This is a genomic window from Neobacillus muris (genome assembly GCF_943193175.1).
Lineage (GTDB): Bacteria > Bacillota > Bacilli > Bacillales > Cytobacillaceae > Neobacillus > Neobacillus muris.
The window spans coordinates 1-17,306 of sequence record NZ_CALPDF010000009.1; the positions used below are offsets into that span (position 1 = coordinate 1).

Consider the following 17,306-nt stretch of genomic DNA (forward strand, 5'->3'; position numbering starts at 1 on the left):
GCAAGCCTATTTTTTATGCAGTTAGATTCTGCACAAATTCCTCGCAAACCTCTGTACTTTTATTTTGCAATAAACACCCTATTTACCCTATAGACTCTTTTCCACAGCCTCCGGTCATTTGAATTACATTTTTCTATCAAATGCCTTTATAAAAAAAGATATTATTCAGAAACGAAAAACATTGATTCTAACCATAAGAAGAGACTGTCCAAAAAGCAAAGAGGTCAGACACCACCCCGCAATATATAGAAAAAACGTTCTATTTTCTATATATTGGTCTAGGCGTAGAGTCAGACCCCTAATGGACAGCCCCTAACTAGAGACCGTTTATTCCGATATTTTTCCGTACTTTCCACCGCCGCCAGCCGCCAGATTTACTGTCCCTTCCCTGGCTTTCATGATCATTTCAGCTATTTTCACAGGAACTGTCTGGCTCAGTGCCTCATAAGGAACTTCATGTAAAACCGCCATTTCGCTGCCAAAATGATCAATCAGTTTTTCCAGCAGGCGCGGCCCCAATCCGGGAATAAACTCAAGAGGAACCTGATGAATATAAGGCGGCCGCCAAGACGGGCTCGATTCAGCTGTCTTTAATTCTAAGATCCTGTCTGCCACACCCTTAATAACCTTTTTACTGCCGCAGAAATCACAGATTTGGTCCTCACTTCCAAGCAGATTCAAACATTTGGCACAGACAGTCTTGTGATATTTGCCTAGCAAAGGGTCCAGCCCATAATTAGCAATAATCGCTCTTCCATCTTCTCTGTTAAGAGCTTTTTGCAGCTCGGCAAACGACGGTTCCTCCATTGCCGCTACTTGATACTCACGGGCAATTTTCGCCAATGAATGGGCGTCTGAATTCGTCACAAACGTATAGTGATGGAGTTCCTCCAATTGGTCCGCCATTTGAGTATCGGAACTTAAGCCAAGCTCTATTCCGTCGATTAAGTTTGGATCAAATACTTCTGTCAAGGAACGATTGACCCCTTTTCCATACAAGCTTTTAAACGGCGTAAAAACATGGGCCGGTATAAAAAGTCCGCCCATTTCTTTTACTCTCCGCTGCAAAACAAGTCCGGTCATGTAAACCCGCTGCGAACTAAGCTGGATATTTTTCAAATAGCTGGATAGCCAGCGGGAAAACTCCTTCATTTCCTTAAGTGCGGGCATAAAACACAATACATGAATCGGGCCGTTGCATTGCTCATCGTAAATTTCCAGTTCTGAACCTAAAATGATGGTTAAATCTCCAAAAACCAAGCCGCCCTCCGGATGCTCGTAAACTTCCCCACTCTTGATCAAGCTTTCCATCTCCTCCATAACCTCTGGGGAATGGCTGTCAATGATCCCGACCATTTGCAGTCCTTTTACATGCCGGGCGTGCTCTATAATATTGGTAAACGTCAGCGATTTGGCTCCGGTAATTTTGACCGGTTTACCTGTCCATGTCCGCCCAATATGGATATGTAAATCTACATAATACCGATTCATTTTGCTCCTATTGCCTTTTGCAGCTGTAAGTATTGAATGGCATAGATGGTTTTGGCATCATAGATTTTTTGCTGTTCAACATATTGCAGCGTCTCTTCAAGCGTGATTTCTTCCAAATTTACAAACTCGTCTTCATCAAGGCCGGCAGCATTTTCTTTTTTCGATAACCCACTGGCTAAAAACACATAGACAATTTCGTCGGCAAACCCAGGTGACGTGTAGAAGGATGCTATCCGTTCCAGGCTTTTGCATTCATACCCAGTCTCCTCTTCCAGCTCTCTTCGGGCACACTCTGCAGGATCTTCCCCTTTTTCCAATTTCCCTGCTGGTATTTCGACAATCGTTTTTTCCAGCGCTTTGCGGAATTGCTCGACCATCAAAATTTTATTGTCATCCGTCACAGCCAAAATGGCCACAGCTCCCGGATGTTTAATAATTTCCCGTTTCGAATGATTCCCATTGGGAAGCTCTACCTCTTGTACGTGCAGGCTGATGACTCTTCCTGAAAAAATTTCTTCACTGCTTATTGTTTTTTCTTCTAATTTGTTCATTTTCTGTCACTCCGTTCTATTCCGTTCAACTGTCGACATACATTTTACCATACTTTAACTGGAGGGGTATAAAGATGAAAGTGTATGTACATGACAAAGGAATCACTCTGGCCGGCAAATGCTGGGAAGTTCTTCAAAAGCTTAAAGAATATAACAAAGACTATACTACCGTTTCCGAATGGATGAAAGCAGTCAGTCAAAAATAAAGCTGCCGTTTGATAGTCTGCCCTGTTTTAGATAAAATTGACGGTAAAAGAACAGGGGGAATTTTTTTGAAAAAAAGACGACTTGGAAGTTCCGATTTGTACGTAAGCGAACTTGGTCTTGGGTGCATGTCGATTGGGACAGACGAAAACACCGCCTTGAACATTATCGAAACAGCTCTGGAAGAGGGCGTCAATTATTTTGACACAGCCGATTTATACGATGCAGGCGAAAATGAAAAATTAGTCGGGGAAGCTTTAAAAAAAGTTCGTGATCAGGTGATTATTGCCACAAAAGCAGGAAATCGCTGGAAACCAGACAAAACTGGCTGGACATGGGACCCCTCCAAGGCCTACATAAAAGAAGCGGTTAAAGGCAGCTTAAAGAGACTTGGAACTGATTATATCGACCTCTACCAATTGCATGGAGGGACCATCCAGGATCCGATTGATGAAACGATTGAGGCATTTGAAGAATTGAAGGCTGAAGGCTTGATTCGCTATTATGGCATCTCCTCGATCCGCCCAAATGTCATCCGGGAATATGTCAAGAAATCCAATATCGTCTCTGTGATGATGCAATATAGCATGTTGGACCGCCGGCCTGAAGAAGAGGCTTTGCCGCTGCTCGAGGAGCATGGCATTAGCGTTGTCACCCGCGGGCCGGTTGCTAAAGGCCTGCTGAGTGATATGCTGTTGGAAAAAGCGGCAGACGCAGGTTATTTGGATTATAGTTTACAAGACTTGCAGGAAATCCTGCCTTTACTAAAAGAAAAACTGGCGGCCCAACGCCCGTTTACGGAGGTGGCGCTGCACTATAATCTTGCAAATCCTGCCGTCGCATCGATTGTTGCTGGAGCCAGCAGCCCAAATCAAGTCAAACAAAACGCAGCTGCCGTAAACAGCAAGCCGTTGACGGAGGATGAGATTGCCGTTATTAAGAAATTAACAAAGGCAAACACATATAAAGAGCACAGATAAAGGAGAGCCCGGGCTCTCCTTTATCTGGTTTGTCCCCATTCTATCGCTTTTGTCTCGATTTCTTTCACGATCGAGTCTTTATAGCTGATATAAGAGGCAATATCATTTGGATACTGCTTGGCAGCAGTTATTTTTATTTCTGCATAACGTGCGGCTTCTTCCGGGTGTTGACGCAGATAGTCCCGGAATAAGAGGTGTCTATGAATGTCCGGGCTGCCCGTTTGAAATGCATGGAGATGATAGAGCCGTTCTCCGCTGGCATTATTTTTAATAAAGAATCTTCTGCCGGCTATCCCATTTTCTCCTTTTGCGATATATCCTTCCGCCTCAAAAATGGGAATCGCTTCATCGAAGATGTCTATATCTGATGCTTCTGCCAGTAAATCAATGATTGGTTTTGCCGATAATCCCGGCACAGAAGTGCTGCCTATATGATGAATGGCTACATCATGCGATACGAAAATGCTTTTGATCCTTTGGCTTTCCTGCTGAAAAAGTTCCATCCACTCAGTGCGGTAAGGTACTACCTCTACTTTTCTTACGTTCATTTATTTGAATTCCTTCCAATTCATGCTGCTTTCATTCAATAATTCTTCAAATGATTTATTTTTCTCTTTTAATTTTCTTTCTTCGCGCTTTCTTTGCTCTTCTGCTTCGATCCGCTTTTCCTCTTCCGCTCTCAGCTGCTCTTTTTGTTCCGTCAGCTGTTTCAGTAAGCTGGGATTCATCCGGTCTTTTAATGTTACGGCTGCTTCGTCCTTTTTCGGTTTGGCTGCGGGTTTGTTGTGCCTTTTCTTCATTCTATGACGCTCCTTAAAGAACTAATATTTTTATCATTATAGCACCATTAAATGGCTAAATCATTTGAAAAGAATTATACTACTCCCTCTTATTTTCTCAATATTCTCTTTATTCTTGATTTTTCAAGAATCCCGCTCCACAATAAAAGTATCATCCCATAGAGGAGGTACAGGATGCTTACATTGCCTAAAGAAGTCACGATAATCGAGGTTGGCCCGCGTGACGGATTACAAAATGAAAAGTCGTTTGTTCCAACGGAAGTGAAGAAGCTATTTATTTTGGCATTAAAAACTGCCGGAATTCAGGAGATGGAGCTGACCTCCTTTGTGTCGCCCAAGTGGGTGCCGCAAATGGGGGATGCAGCTGACATTGTGGCAAACTGTCTGGATGGCCAAACTAGAAACATTGTGCTTGTCCCTAATCGCAAAGGCTTTGACCGGGTGTTTGCAACCAACTGCAGCGCCGTTGCCGTGTTCGTCGGGGTCAGCAATACTTTTAATCAAAAAAATATTAATAAAACAACCAAGGATAGTTTGGAAGAACTCGTTCCAATTCTTAGAGAGCTGAAGGAAAAACATTATTTTGTGCGGGCCTGTATTTCGACCGCCTTTCACTGCCCCTACGAGGGAAAAATCAGCGAAGAGGATACAATTAAGTTATGCCGGGAATTCGCCAGAGCTGGGGTCGATGAGTTAAGCGTTGCGGACACCATTGGAATGGCGGCACCCCATGAGGCTTACTCCTTGTTTTCAAAATTGGTCCAGGAATTTCCCCATGTCCTTTTGACCGCTCATTTCCATGACACGAGAAAAATGGCACTTGCCAACATTTTAGCGTCGCTGCAAGCGGGCATTACCCGATTTGATACGTCAGCTGGCGGTCTTGGCGGCTGCCCATTTGCCCCCGGGGCAAGCGGTAATGCGGCAACGGAGGATGTCGTGTACATGCTGGAGCGGATGGGAATCAGGACCGGCATTGACCTGGACCGTCTCACGGCTGCCATTAACATTGTCCTCCCTCACCTTTCCAGACCCATCGATAGCGGCTTTTACCGCTTGCATGCAAAGTCTGTTCAATCTCACGAATAATGCCCCTTCTATCAATGCATCTTATTAAATGAGACCATCTTGAAGGGAGACTCATCCATGAGCCATAAACGTGATAAAGGCTACAGCCAAAAAGGGAAAGACTTTGCTGAATCCGCAGGCGGAGGCAAGCGGATGATGGCCGCTGAAGAAGCAGAAAAGGCCATCCACCCGACCAAACGGCATAACGCGGAAGCGTAATGAAACAAATGTTCAGAGCCGCTTATTGGTATCAGCGGCTCTTTCTTTGTTAAAATAAAACTTGTAAAATTATCCAAATTTCACCGTTCTATTCACTTACTTCTGGAGGTGCCACAGTATGAAAAAGGCATTTCGTGTCCTGTTTTTTATACTTTTTTTCTGGCTGGCGATTGGTTTATATTTTACAAACCGGCTGATGTATATGAAGAAAAAGGATGAGGATTTCATCTTGCAGCGGGAGAAAGATGCGGGAAGGTTTCATCCTGAGGAATTAGAGTCCCTGCCAAAACGGGATGTTGACATTCCTTCCCCATTTGGCTATACCATCAAAGCCTGGCTGGTGGAACCTCATGATACGAACCGTTATGTGATTATCTCTCATGGAGTAACCGAGACCAAAATCAATTCCGTTAAGTATATGAAACTCTTTCTCGATCGCGGCTTTAACACCTTGATTTATGACCATCGCCGCCACGGGGAATCCGGCGGAAAAACAACTAGCTTTGGACACTATGAAAAATTCGATTTAAAGGCCGTAGTTGACTGGCTGAAAAACGAGAAAGGCCAAGATTTGCTTCTTGGAATTCACGGGGAATCAATGGGAGCCGCGACCATGCTCTTGTATGCCGGATTATTGGAGGATGGAGCCGATTTTTATGTGGCGGACTGCCCATTTTCTGATTTCAAGGAACAGCTCGCACATGTGATTAAACGGGATTTCAAAATCCGCCCTGGGCTGCTGCTTCCAATTGGGGACCTTTTCTTGCGCTTGCGGGATAAATATTCCATACGGAATGTGTCTCCCATTTCAGTGATTGAAAATATTAAAAAGCCCATTTTGTTCATTCACAGCCGGGATGATGATTTTATTCTGCCTTCGATGACAAATGATTTATACGAGCATAAACAAGGTCCAAAGATGATATATATTGCTGAAAATGGACGCCATGCTCAGTCGTTTAATGAAAACCGCTCAGATTATGAACGGGTGGTGGATGAATTTTTAGGCCGGTATGTAGCAGCTCAGCCTAATTAAAAAGAGAGTATCTAATTGTTGGAACAAGAATTAAAAGCGAAATCTTCTTGCAATTTCCTCTTCTTCCATTTAATCTCAAATTAATACATTTTTTATGAAGGGGTGCTTGCATGTCAAAAGTGCAGATTAAAGTGAATGACAATGGATCATTGAGAATTACCGGGGATGTGGAGTTGCTGGATGGCGAGGGGAATGCTTATACGACAAAGCCATCCTTTTCCCTGTGCCGCTGCGGAATGAGCAATAACAAACCTTTTTGCGACGGCTCCCATAAAGGGAATTTCCAATCACAAGTCCGGGTTCCAAAAGAAGAATAAAATGCAAAAAGCGGTTGATCAAAATCAGCCGCTTTTTGGCCATTATAAGTCTGTCAGCCGTATATCGGCAATTGCCTTCATAGGAATCCTATGCGCCTCGCCAAAATGGTCAACCACATGAAGCTTCTGAGCCAATTCATCCCAATAATGAATTTTCCCAATGACAATTTCATAGCGGGAATGGCAATAATGGGTAATGGTGACATTTTGATCGAATTCAATCGCCTCCGATAATGTTTCATTCATGAGTTCAAGCTGCTGCTCATCCATTTCCTTTGGCTGTTCATACTGATCTTCCTTAACCCAGTCTCTAAGCATTTTTACGTGTTCAGGCAGCATCATCGACGTCCATTTTATTCTTCCACGGTCCCGAATCATCCGCCTCACCTCTTTTCATACTGGAAATGCCACAAGGCGCTTCCGCTTTTCTTTTGTCCAGCTCCAGCGCCTAGGGGCTCTGGGTCATAAGCCAATCCGTCAAGAAGGCCAAAAAACAGCCTTCCCGCCGGCTCGTCTTATGCCTGTCGCCCCTGGTCAAGGCGCTTCCGCTTTTCTTTTTACCTTTTATGTCCGCCCACAAGGGTTGCCCGGTGTTTGGCCGTTCCACCGGAGGTATAAGAAACCGCCCTTAAGAGAGCCCCCGGACCAAAACGCCTGCGAACCGAGTCAACCACATAACCAAGCTCCCGCCTTTTATAGGCCCCCATGTCAAACAAATCGAGCTGCATCTCACAGTCTTCCACAATATTGCCAAGGGAAATTGAAATCTGCCTTACTGTCTTGCCATTATAATGCTCGTGAAATAATTCGAGACAAACCCGGTAAAGATCCATCGTCACGTTTGTCGGCTCCTTGACGGTTCTGGCCCGATTAAAGCCGCCGCCAAATTCATCCTGGCTGTAGCTAATTCCAAGAGTAACCGTCCGCCCGGCTTTGCACCGCGTTCTCGCTCTCCGGGCTACCTCTTCGCACATTTCTAAGATGACATGCTTGATTTCTTCTTCGTCTTTATAGTCGCGGAGCAAAATTTGGCTTTTGCCAAAACTGATCTGGCCTTCTATAATCGGTGCCCCCAAATCAGAAAGATCAACACCCCAGGCATGGTGGTACAGCTGATTGCCCATAACGCCGAACTTCTTTTCCAATTTTTCCAAATCATAGCAAGCCAGCTGGCCAACGCTAAAAATCCCCATACCGTTTAATGTTTTTTCGACCCTGCGGCCAATCCCCCACATTTCGCTTAACGGCGCTACCTTCCAGAGCTTTGTTTGCACATCATCATACGTCCATTCGGCAACTTCATGATGCTTGGCATCCAAATCCAGACAAAGTTTCGCCAGCAGCATATTAGGACCAATTCCAATTGCGCAGGGCAGCTGAAATTCCCGCTCAATATCGTCCTTGATTTTTCTGGCAATTGTCCATGCATCCCCCCACAAGTGCAGGACGCCATCCACCTTAATAAAGCTTTCATCCACACTATAGACATGAATCGCTTCTTTTGGGACATAGCGGTTGAACAAACGGGTGATTTCTGTAGAAATCCGTAAATACGTGGCCATCTTAGGCTCAACAATTTTAATTCTAGGATCTTTGGGAATCTCAAACAGCCGTGAGCCCGTTTTAATGCCAAATTCCTTTTTTAACCTCGGGGAAGCAGCCAGCACGACACTCCCCTGCCGTTCCTTGTCACCCACAATGGCTACATAGCAGTCCAAAGGATCAAGCCCTTCCATAACAGCCGAGCAGCTGGCATAAAAACTCTTCATATCGACACATAAAATTGTATTCTGCGGTAACGTGCTGTAATCGACCATGTCATTTCCCTCTTTGTATCAATATCGAACACCTGTTCTTTTATTATATCTATTATTTTAAGCGAATATGCGTTCGCATTCAATGGAAATTTTTTGTCCTATTTCCAAAGTGGCACCGTTTCGGAAAAACGGTATAATGTGGATGAGGTGCATTCCGTTGGAGAAAAAACTAATAACCAAAATGATCTTAAATTGTTTTAAACAGTACAGTGAACCCGATACTGTACCGATAGGCGAAAAAGAATTAGACGGGCTGGCCAGGCAGATTCTCTTAGAAAAACAGCAGGACCCGGGCGCTGATTTATACGAAGTGATCAATGACAAAGTATATGAATTTTTAACCGGCTGATTTTAAACTAAAAGCGGAGCGGCAATGAATGAATGACATATAAATGAATGGGGGTATGCACAAATGGCACGAGAACGTAAATTCACAACGGCTGACTTATTTCAGGCCACTGAGCAAATTCTGCTCCAGCACGGCTATGAGGGATTTACCTTTAGTCTGCTGGCAGAACAATTAGAAGTCTCAAGAGGGGCACTTTATAAATATTTTGACAACCGCGAGGAATTAATCACCGAATATATGATTTATGAAATGGGAAGATTTCTCGCCGAACTAAAGCAAATCGAACTGCACAAAGACTTCGAAGAACAGTTCACTATTTTATTAAACCTAATCTTTCAAAATTCTGCTGTTCCCTACATGATTGAAATCGGGCGGCGAATTCCAATCAATGGAAACAACAAAGTGAGGCAAAATATTGAAAGTCTGGGGCGGCTGCATTTTGAAATGTATAACTATTGCCAAAGACTGGTCACAAAAGGAAAGATGGAACAAAAAATAAAGTCTTCCATTCCAGATTCCGTTATTATCGGGATGATTTTTCAAGCAATTATGATTCCTAATCGCTTACATATCCCTCAGTCAGAATGGACTGCTTCCATTCAAGAATTGTTGTGCCATGGAATCTTAAAACGGAGTAATTGACACTTGTGTCACTTTGAAGGATAATCATGATAACAAGTGTCAGTGATTTATCCACACAAAAAGTGACATTTATGTTACCTTAGATTTTTTTGAAAGGAGAACAGGATGAAGACATTTTTACAAGCAATTACCGATCGAACAACAACCAAAAAAGGCATGTGGATTACCCTGGCAGCCTGGCTAATCATTACAATGGCTTTGGCTGTGTTTGCACCAAGTGTACGAGATTATGAGGTTTCTAGAATTGACTCACTGCCGGATGATGCTAAATCTGTGGTTGCCCAAAAGAAAGTGGACCAGTATTTTGAAAACAATGACGGGACACCTGCCATTTTAGTTTTCCAGGCAAATAATAAAGAAATTGACTATACCGAGCTCGCTTCTCTGCTAGATCAAATACACCAGAAAAAAATTCATGGGGTACAGCAGGTTGTTTCCTTATCCCAACTGCCGCCTCAAGCAGCAGCAGGATTTTTTTCAGATGATAAAACGACCGCTGTCATTCCTTTAACGTTTGATTCCTCAATCGAAACGAAGGAAATCCGCACCTCTATCGAAAAAATCAGCAAGGTGGTAAAAGATTCATCCGATTTAAAATTATATGTAACAGGCCCAGCTGGAATTGCGGTCGATACAATCGATTTATTTTCCCGCGCAGATTTTGTCTTATTATTCTCAACGGTTGGACTTATTTTAGTATTATTAATAGTCATTTACCGATCGCCGCTGCTGGCGTTGATTCCACTGCTGGCCGCTGTGTTCGTATATGAAGTCGTCAGTCAGATTCTTGGCATCATGGGAGCATCAGGGCTGGCCATCAGCAGCCAAACGGTTTCGATCATGTCGATCTTGTTGTTTGCGGCGGTGATTGATTATTCTTTATTTGTTTTCTCCCGCTATCGTGAGGAGCTTAGCCTCCATGCAAGCAAGTATGAAGCGATGCAGGCGGCTATGAGAGAAACTGGCATGCCCGTGTTCTTTTCTGGCGGCACCGTCTTAGCCGCAATGCTGGTGTTATTTTTCGCTAAGTTTGGCGATTACCGTAACTTTGCTCCGACCTTCGCAACGGCAATGGCTATCATCATGATTGCCTCAGTCACGCTCGTGCCGGCTTTATTTACATTATTTGGCCGAAAATCCTTCTGGCCGCGGATACCACGTGTCGGCGAACAAATCATCCATAAGCATACGCTCTGGGCGAAAATCGGACGGTTTGTCTCAAAAAAACCGGGAATGTCTGCGGCCGTCATTGGCCTTTTACTCGTGGCTGCAGCCAGCAATATAGTGAATATAAAGTATGAATTTGACACCATGAAGTCTTTTCCGGAGGATATGCCTTCCCGTCAGGGGTATGAAATTTTAGGAGATAAGTTTGAAGCGGGAGACCTTGCGCCGGCAACCGTGTTATTTGAATCGAAACAAGCCTTGACAGCAGGACAGCAAGCGGAATTAAAGAGTACGCTTGAAAAACAGCCGCCCGTCAGCAGCGTGCGTATTAACGGGGGAACAGAAGATCAAAAAGTTGTTAACTATAGCCTGACGTTTAAAGGAAATCCTTATTCAGTCCAAACCATCGATGCGATGGAAAAAATAATCAACAAGAGCGCAGCAATGGTCAAGGAAAGCGGTCTTGATGGAAAGCTTTATTTTGCAGGAGAAACCGCAGCAAAAGTAGATGACCGTGATGTGAATAATCGCGATGTCATCCTGATTGTCATCTTAGAAACCGTGTTAATCTTCGCCCTTTTGATTATCCTAACTAAATCTGTCAAGATGCCTGTTTACATGATGGGAACGATATTGGTTTCCTTCCTGGCTGCGCTTGGACTTGGAATGTTCTTGAGCCATCTGTTCTTTCAGATTGATTCGATCAGTAACCGTGTCCCGCTCTATTCGTTTGTATTCTTGGTTGCACTAGGGATTGATTACAATATTATGCTCATTTCCAGATACCAGGAGGAGAGAAAGACACACTCCGTCAAGGAAGCCGTTGAAATTGCCGTTGCCAATACCGGCGGCGTGATTTCCTCAGCCGGCATTATTCTTGGGGCAACGTTTGCCGTCCTCATGACCCAGCCAATTGAATTGCTATTTGTCTTTGGCTTTATCGTGGCAGTCGGCATTATTTTGGATACCTTCCTTATAAGAGGAATGCTATTGCCTAGTCTAATTGTGTTATTGGAAAAGGATAAAACAGTAAGTGCAGATAAATAAACCAGGTTCATTTGTTTACTATACAGATAGATAAAAAGGAGCTTGTTTCAAAACAAGCTCCTTTTATCATGCAAAAATCCATCTACTTCTTATTCAGCACTTTTTTCCCAATCCGTTCAAACAGCCGCGGAAATAAAACATAAGCCACACTGCCCATATTCATCCAGCGCGGCAAGTTAATTTCCCGTGTTCTCGTCAGCATGCTGTCCACCACTTTACGGGCAACAAAGTCTGGCTGCAGCATGAACCGCTGGACACTTTTTACGTACGTTCCCTTTTCATCGGCAATGCTGAAAAAGTTGGTGGCAATCGGTCCTGGATTCACTGTTGTAACTTGGATATGGTAATCATCAAGCTCCATTCTCAGGGCATTCGAATAACCGAGAACCGCATGTTTAGTCGCGGAGTAAACACTTGATTTAGGAGTGGCAATCTTGCCTGCCTGAGAAGCAATATTAATGATATGGCCAAACCGCCTAGCCCGCATTTTCGGCAGCACCATGCTCGTACAGGCCATTAACCCAATGACGTTGACCTCAAACATTTCTTTGATTTCATCCATCTTGGCTTCATGTGCTTCACGAAAAACGCCAAACCCAGCATTGTTGACTAGTATATCAATGTGCCCAATATCACGAAAAACCTGTTCAAAGACCGCCTGCACCTGGTCGGTACGGGCTACATCCAACTGAAAAACTTCCACGTTTACTCCATGCTTATGTTCAAGTTCACTTTCAAGCTGCTGCAGCTTGTCGATGCTGCGGGCAAGCAGGACCAGATCAGCCCCGCGTGCGGCACAGAGCTTGGCAATCTCAGCACCGATTCCGCCTGAAGCACCCGTAATGACGATATTTTTTCCTTTTAGCTTTTCACTTGCCATGTTAACACCTCATCTGAGTGATCCTTATGCATTACGCCTTTGCATAAAAAAGGATAGGCTGCGTATCCATACTATTAATTTCTCCGATGGATGCTAAATAGTCAAGCTGTGCCACTGTTTCCGATATCGTTAAAAATGGCTCACGCTTATATGCCGAAGGAAACAGGCGCTGACAGATTTCAAATGCCGTCAGCTGTTCGGTTTTCAGCCACTCATTGACAGTCATCGCGCGTTCGTGCTGACGGATTAGCCTTTTCTCCACCAGCTCCTTCAGTTCAAACACCTCACTGCCATGTCCTGTGTAAACCATTTGAATCGGATAGGACAGGAGTTTTTGCATGGAATAATTATGCTGCAGCTGAGGTTTTGGTCTCTCTGTCTGACCAGGCACCGGCGGTTCGAGCAAAGGATTCGGCGATATATGCGCCAAGATCACATCACCGCCAATAAGAACACCGTCCCTTTCCCGAAAAAGCCCAATCTGGCTTTGGGCATGGCCCGGTGTTTCTATCACCTGCCAATCTGGCAGGCCGGGCGGCCGCATCCCTTCTGACAAAAATCCCGACAACGATCGGCTGCAGGAATGCTTTAACATTTTTTTTAAGTTAGCTGCATAGGAGGCAAACTCCTGAGGCAGTCCAGCCTTCTGAAACAGCGAACCAAAGAAATCCTCCAGTTGATGCAAAAATTCTTCCGATGGGCAGGTCCAGCGCTCATTCAACGGATGGCCAATGACTTCAAGCGAGTCAGGAAAAAAGTCAAGCATGCCCGCATGGTCTGGATGGTCGTGGGTAAGCACCACCTGTTCAATATCCTTAGGAGATACCTTTAACTCCTGCAGCTGCCAATTCAATGATTCCCATGCTTCTTTTGTTTTAGGGCCGACGTCCACAAGCGTCAACCGGTCTCCATCAATCAAATAAACATTCACATCCCCGACCGGAAAAGGAGTCGGGAGTGTGATCTTGGCTATTCCATCTTTCCATTCAGTCATGAACAAAACTCCTTAGTTGATATGGTTAAATAATAAGTCCTTTTCTAATTGGTAAATTTTATGGGGATTTTTCTATTATGAATAAAAGTTTAGCGATTTTTCTAGTGATTGTCATTATTTTTGCAAAATACCCAAAAAAGTTTTTAAAAATTCAATAATCTTATCTATTGACAGATATGCTGTTTATCTTGCATAATCACTAGTAAAATTTAATTTTTTATGCGATGACTAAGGCCAGTAAATGAGAAATGGCGAAAGAGAGTGAAGTCCTCAGGCTGAAAGGCTTCACCGCCCGCTTGATCATTGAACCTACCTTATGAGCACTTAGGAAAACCTGGCGTAATCCCGGCGTTAACGGGTTCGAGTGGACTCTAGTAAGCAGAAGGCATTATTGGAGTAAATGAAGGTGGTACCGCGGAGGCTTTAAGACCTTTCGTCCTTTATGGATGAAGGGTCTTTTTATTGTTAACATAATCAACTGGGCTATTTTTAGGATGAAAAGGAGGAATAGGGATGCAAAAGATTGCCATTGTTGGTGCCGGTTCGATGGCTGAGGCCTTTATCTCAGGCATTCTTGAAAAGGAATTAATTGACAGAAAAAATGTTTGGGTGACCAACAACGCTAACCAAGAAAGATTATCTCAAGTGCAGGAGCGGTATGGCATCCAAGCCACATATGACTTAAACGCACTCTTTGATGGTGCGGAGATTGTTATGCTGGCAATGAAACCAAAGGATGCGGGAACTGCCATCGACTATATTGGCGGGCATTTAACCGAATCCATGCTGATTGTTTCCGTGCTTGCCGGAGTATCGATGGACACGATTGAAGCTCTGGCGGAAAAGCCATTAGCCATCGCCCGTGCCATGCCGAATACATCCGCGGCAGTAGGAAAATCAGCTACTGCCATTGCTGTGAACGAACGTGTGACCGATCATCAGATTGAAACCGCAAGGAAACTGTTTGAATCGGTTGGTTTAACCTCCTTTGTGGAAGAAGATCAGCTTGATGCAGTAACCGGATTATCCGGCAGCGGACCTGCTTATATTTATTACTTAATCGAAGCTATGGAAAATAGCGCCGCGGAGATTGGCCTGGAAAAGCAAATGGCCAAACAGCTGATTGTCCAGACTTTAATCGGGGCAGCAGAAATGGTAAAAAACTCCGCTAAACCACCAGAACAATTGCGCCGGGAAGTCACAAGCCCGGGCGGCACAACAGAAGCCGGAGTCCGCGTCCTAGAAGAACACGGCGTCAAGCAGGCATTCGTTTCCTGCATTAAAGCAGCCACTGCCCAATCAAGAAGATTGGGAGCTGCTTTAAGTTCCAAGCTGACAGTAGAAAAACGCTAACTCAAAATTCGCCGAACACGGGGAACACAGGAATGGGTCATCATTTGCTATACTAGTCTTGGTTAATCAAACATACAGGAGGGCATTTGAATGACAGCAAAATTATTTTCTCCTTATACAATCAAGGACGTGACATTTAAAAATCGAATCGTCATGGCGCCAATGTGCATGTATTCCAGCCATAATGAAGACGGGCATGTACTGAACTGGCATCGCACTCACTATACCTCGAGAGCTGTCGGCCAGGTCGGCCTGATCATTGTCGAAGCGACTGCCGTGACACCACAAGGCCGCATCACTCCACAGGATTTGGGCATCTGGAGTGATGAGCATATCGAGGGTCTGCAAGAACTGGCCGGACTCGTAAAAGAGCATGGGGCCAAGATTGGCATCCAGCTCGCCCACGCCGGCAGAAAAGCTGTATTAGAAGGGGAAATCATTGCTCCTTCAGCTATTGCTTTTAATGAAAAAAGCAAGACACCAAAAGAAATGACATTAGAGGATATTAAAGAAACAGTGGCTGCTTTCAGGGACGGTGCAGAACGGGCAAAAAAAGCCGGGTTTGATGTCATTGAAATCCACGCAGCCCATGGATACTTAATTAATGAATTTCTCTCCCCGCTTAGCAATCAACGGACCGATGAATATGGCGGCACGAAGGAAAATCGCTATCAGATTCTTCGTGAGGTCATTGATGCAGTTAAAACCGTTTGGGACGGGCCATTATTCGTCAGGGTGTCCGCACATGATTATCAAGAAGGCGGACTGGTGCCTGAGGATTATGTGCCATTTGCAAAATGGATGAAAGAACAGGGTGTGGATTTGATTGATGTCAGCTCCGGGGCGGTTGTGCCTGCTCATATCCATTCATATCCTGGCTACCAAGTGCCTTATTCTGAAACCATTCGAAATGGCGCTGATGTGCCAACAGGCGCTGTAGGATTGATTACCTCCCCTGCCCACGCAGAGGAAATCTTAGAGAACAATCGGGCAGATTTAATCTTTCTTGCGCGTGAATTACTCCGTGACCCATATTGGTCACGAAGGGCTGCCAAAGAGTTGGGGGTTTCTATTGATTCACCGAAGCCATACGAGCGGGGCTGGAATTTCTAATCAACGGACGTACATCGGGTTTAAAAATAAAAAAGTAGTGCTTTTTCACATTGCACTACTTTTTTAACATTCCTAAGGCCTCAACCATAATTGCATGTTTATATTCAATGAATTAAACTTTCTTTTGTTTCGCAAATTGGGATTGATGGATCTTTTCCTGTAATTTTTCATAGTAAAGATCGGCATCAACTGGCAATTCAATGGTTTGATTTAGCCATGAAGATAAGTAAATCGCATTGGCTAGTTCTACTCCCTTGATTCCCTCTTCGCCGGGCGCAAGCAGCGGTGTCCCTTTTATGATGGCATCAATCCAGTTTTGGATAATCCCTTGATGGCCAGTGTTTTCCCCGGTAATTGGAATATCAATGGTCCAGCATTCCGGTTTTCCAAAGCTGCCTTTATAGACTGCATTAAATTCCCGTTCCGACTGAGTCAACCGATAAAATGAAAGGGCATCATTTTCTATTACAATTTTCCCGCGGTTCCCCTGGATTTCGAAACGATTGGTCCCCGGGGCCTCACCCGTAGAGGCAATGAATACGCCCGTTGCCCCATTTTCATATTCCACGTACGCTGTCACATCATCCTCCACTTCAATATCATGGTATTTTCCATAATGACAAAATGCATGGACACGCGTTGGCAAAAGACCAGTCGTCCATTGCCACAAGTCTAATTGGTGAGGAGCTTGATTTAATAAGACACCTCCTCCATCCCCCTTCCAAGTGGCACGCCAATGGCTTGAATCATAATAGCTTTGGGAACGGTACCAATCGGTGATAATCCAATTTGTCCGTTTGATTTCACCAAGCTCACCAGAAAGGATCAGATTCCGCAGTTTTTGATATAGCGGGTTTGTCCGCTGGTTGAACATCATCGAAAACACTTTCCCGCTCCTGGCCGCTGCCTCATTCATTTCTAATACATTCTTCGTATAAACACCCGCCGGCTTTTCCAAAAGAACATCCATGCCTTTTGCAAAAGCTTTCATGGCAAGCTCAGGATGACTGTAATGTGGTGTTGCAATTAAAACTGCCTCAATCCCTGATTCATTAAAAAATGCACTTTCATCCTCGTAAAATTTCACTTGGTCCTTCAAATTAGTGATTGCCCATTCGTGTTGAGTCAGCCGGCCGCAAACAGCCGTTAACTCAGCTCCTTCAATGAAACCCTTGTCTAATTTCAGGGCATAGGATTTTCCCATTTGTCCAATCCCAATGATACCAACCTTTACACTCATGCTTCTCCCTCATTTGAATGTTATTTTAAAAAGGCTTA

At 44.3% G+C, this 17,306-nt stretch carries 20 protein-coding genes; 11 read left to right on the forward strand and 9 right to left on the reverse strand.

What is annotated here, in order from left to right; all coding sequences use genetic code 11:
* Positions 1–327 precede the first annotated feature (327 nt).
* Together NFS43_RS08690 and NFS43_RS08695 are read right to left on the reverse strand one after the other, a co-directional pair.
* Positions 328–1,491 carry an endonuclease Q family protein gene (locus tag NFS43_RS08690; RefSeq protein WP_251551268.1) on the reverse strand — a complete coding sequence of 388 codons (1,164 nt, stop codon included), beginning with the start codon at positions 1,489–1,491 and terminating at the stop codon, positions 328–330.
* A complete protein-coding gene (locus NFS43_RS08695; RefSeq protein ID WP_251551269.1) occupies positions 1,488–2,042 on the reverse strand; it encodes an NUDIX hydrolase in 555 nt (184 codons plus the stop codon). Before NFS43_RS08695 ends, NFS43_RS08690 begins: the two co-directional genes overlap by 4 nt.
* 74 nt (positions 2,043–2,116) lie before the next feature.
* Between NFS43_RS08695 and mciZ the strand changes: the two genes are divergently transcribed.
* Entirely contained in the window at positions 2,117–2,248 is a 132-nt protein-coding gene (gene mciZ, locus NFS43_RS08700; RefSeq protein WP_251551270.1) for a Z-ring formation inhibitor MciZ, read from the forward strand.
* Positions 2,249–2,314: 66 nt separating this feature from the next.
* Positions 2,315–3,226: an aldo/keto reductase gene (locus tag NFS43_RS08705; RefSeq protein WP_251551271.1), complete on the forward strand. Its 912-nt coding sequence runs from the start codon at positions 2,315–2,317 to the stop codon at positions 3,224–3,226.
* A gap of 20 nt (positions 3,227–3,246) precedes the next feature.
* On the opposite strand, the gene NFS43_RS08710 is transcribed toward NFS43_RS08705, so the two are convergent.
* Together NFS43_RS08710 and NFS43_RS08715 are read right to left on the reverse strand one after the other, a co-directional pair.
* Positions 3,247–3,774, reverse strand: coding sequence for a GrpB family protein (locus NFS43_RS08710; RefSeq protein ID WP_251551272.1), 528 nt, complete (start codon positions 3,772–3,774; stop codon positions 3,247–3,249).
* Positions 3,775–4,026, reverse strand: a complete 252-nt coding sequence (locus tag NFS43_RS08715) for a YqkE family protein (protein WP_251551273.1) — start codon at positions 4,024–4,026, stop codon at positions 3,775–3,777.
* Positions 4,027–4,200: 174 nt separating this feature from the next.
* On the opposite strand from NFS43_RS08715, the gene NFS43_RS08720 reads away from it, so the two are divergent.
* The 4 genes from NFS43_RS08720 (at position 4,201) to NFS43_RS08735 (ending at position 6,666) form a co-directional block, all read left to right on the forward strand.
* Complete coding sequence (locus NFS43_RS08720; protein WP_251551274.1) at positions 4,201–5,115, forward strand: hydroxymethylglutaryl-CoA lyase; 915 nt, start codon at positions 4,201–4,203, stop codon at positions 5,113–5,115.
* 57 nt (positions 5,116–5,172) lie between these two features.
* The gene (locus NFS43_RS08725) at positions 5,173–5,313 is read left to right on the forward strand and encodes a hypothetical protein (protein WP_251551275.1); all 141 of its coding nucleotides are present in this window, start codon (positions 5,173–5,175) and stop codon (positions 5,311–5,313) included.
* Between the two features lie 118 nt (positions 5,314–5,431).
* Positions 5,432–6,349, forward strand: coding sequence for an alpha/beta hydrolase (locus tag NFS43_RS08730; RefSeq protein ID WP_251551276.1), 918 nt, complete (start codon positions 5,432–5,434; stop codon positions 6,347–6,349).
* A gap of 110 nt (positions 6,350–6,459) precedes the next feature.
* On the forward strand, positions 6,460–6,666 hold the full coding sequence (locus NFS43_RS08735; protein WP_251551277.1) for a CDGSH iron-sulfur domain-containing protein: 207 nt from the start codon (positions 6,460–6,462) through the stop codon (positions 6,664–6,666).
* Between the two features lie 42 nt (positions 6,667–6,708).
* Here NFS43_RS08735 and NFS43_RS08740 read toward each other — a convergent pair whose 3' ends face one another.
* Together NFS43_RS08740 and NFS43_RS08745 are read right to left on the reverse strand one after the other, a co-directional pair.
* Complete coding sequence (locus NFS43_RS08740; RefSeq protein WP_251551278.1) at positions 6,709–7,044, reverse strand: YolD-like family protein; 336 nt, start codon at positions 7,042–7,044, stop codon at positions 6,709–6,711.
* 179 nt (positions 7,045–7,223) lie between these two features.
* Positions 7,224–8,483, reverse strand: a complete 1,260-nt coding sequence (locus NFS43_RS08745) for a Y-family DNA polymerase (protein ID WP_251551279.1) — start codon at positions 8,481–8,483, stop codon at positions 7,224–7,226.
* A 157-nt stretch (positions 8,484–8,640) separates the two neighbouring features.
* Between NFS43_RS08745 and NFS43_RS08750 the strand changes: the two genes are divergently transcribed.
* The 3 genes from NFS43_RS08750 (at position 8,641) to NFS43_RS08760 (ending at position 11,688) form a co-directional block, all read left to right on the forward strand.
* A complete protein-coding gene (locus tag NFS43_RS08750; protein WP_251551280.1) occupies positions 8,641–8,832 on the forward strand; it encodes a YqzH family protein in 192 nt (63 codons plus the stop codon).
* Between the two features lie 63 nt (positions 8,833–8,895).
* The gene (locus tag NFS43_RS08755) at positions 8,896–9,474 is read left to right on the forward strand and encodes a TetR/AcrR family transcriptional regulator (RefSeq protein WP_251551281.1); all 579 of its coding nucleotides are present in this window, start codon (positions 8,896–8,898) and stop codon (positions 9,472–9,474) included.
* 105 nt (positions 9,475–9,579) lie between these two features.
* The gene (locus NFS43_RS08760; protein WP_251551282.1) at positions 9,580–11,688 is read left to right on the forward strand and encodes an MMPL family transporter; all 2,109 of its coding nucleotides are present in this window, start codon (positions 9,580–9,582) and stop codon (positions 11,686–11,688) included.
* An 82-nt stretch (positions 11,689–11,770) separates the two neighbouring features.
* Here NFS43_RS08760 and NFS43_RS08765 read toward each other — a convergent pair whose 3' ends face one another.
* Together NFS43_RS08765 and NFS43_RS08770 are read right to left on the reverse strand one after the other, a co-directional pair.
* Complete coding sequence (locus tag NFS43_RS08765) at positions 11,771–12,568, reverse strand: SDR family NAD(P)-dependent oxidoreductase (protein ID WP_251551283.1); 798 nt, start codon at positions 12,566–12,568, stop codon at positions 11,771–11,773.
* A gap of 31 nt (positions 12,569–12,599) precedes the next feature.
* On the reverse strand, positions 12,600–13,562 hold the full coding sequence (locus tag NFS43_RS08770; protein ID WP_251551284.1) for an MBL fold metallo-hydrolase: 963 nt from the start codon (positions 13,560–13,562) through the stop codon (positions 12,600–12,602).
* 513 nt (positions 13,563–14,075) lie between these two features.
* On the opposite strand from NFS43_RS08770, the gene proC reads away from it, so the two are divergent.
* Both proC and namA read left to right on the forward strand, forming a co-directional pair.
* Complete coding sequence (gene proC, locus NFS43_RS08775) at positions 14,076–14,915, forward strand: pyrroline-5-carboxylate reductase (RefSeq protein WP_251551285.1); 840 nt, start codon at positions 14,076–14,078, stop codon at positions 14,913–14,915.
* Positions 14,916–15,005: 90 nt separating this feature from the next.
* Positions 15,006–16,028, forward strand: coding sequence for an NADPH dehydrogenase NamA (namA, locus tag NFS43_RS08780; RefSeq protein WP_251551286.1), 1,023 nt, complete (start codon positions 15,006–15,008; stop codon positions 16,026–16,028).
* A gap of 112 nt (positions 16,029–16,140) precedes the next feature.
* On the opposite strand, the gene NFS43_RS08785 is transcribed toward namA, so the two are convergent.
* Positions 16,141–17,268 carry a Gfo/Idh/MocA family protein gene (locus NFS43_RS08785; protein ID WP_251551287.1) on the reverse strand — a complete coding sequence of 376 codons (1,128 nt, stop codon included), beginning with the start codon at positions 17,266–17,268 and terminating at the stop codon, positions 16,141–16,143.
* Positions 17,269–17,306: the final 38 nt, after the last annotated feature.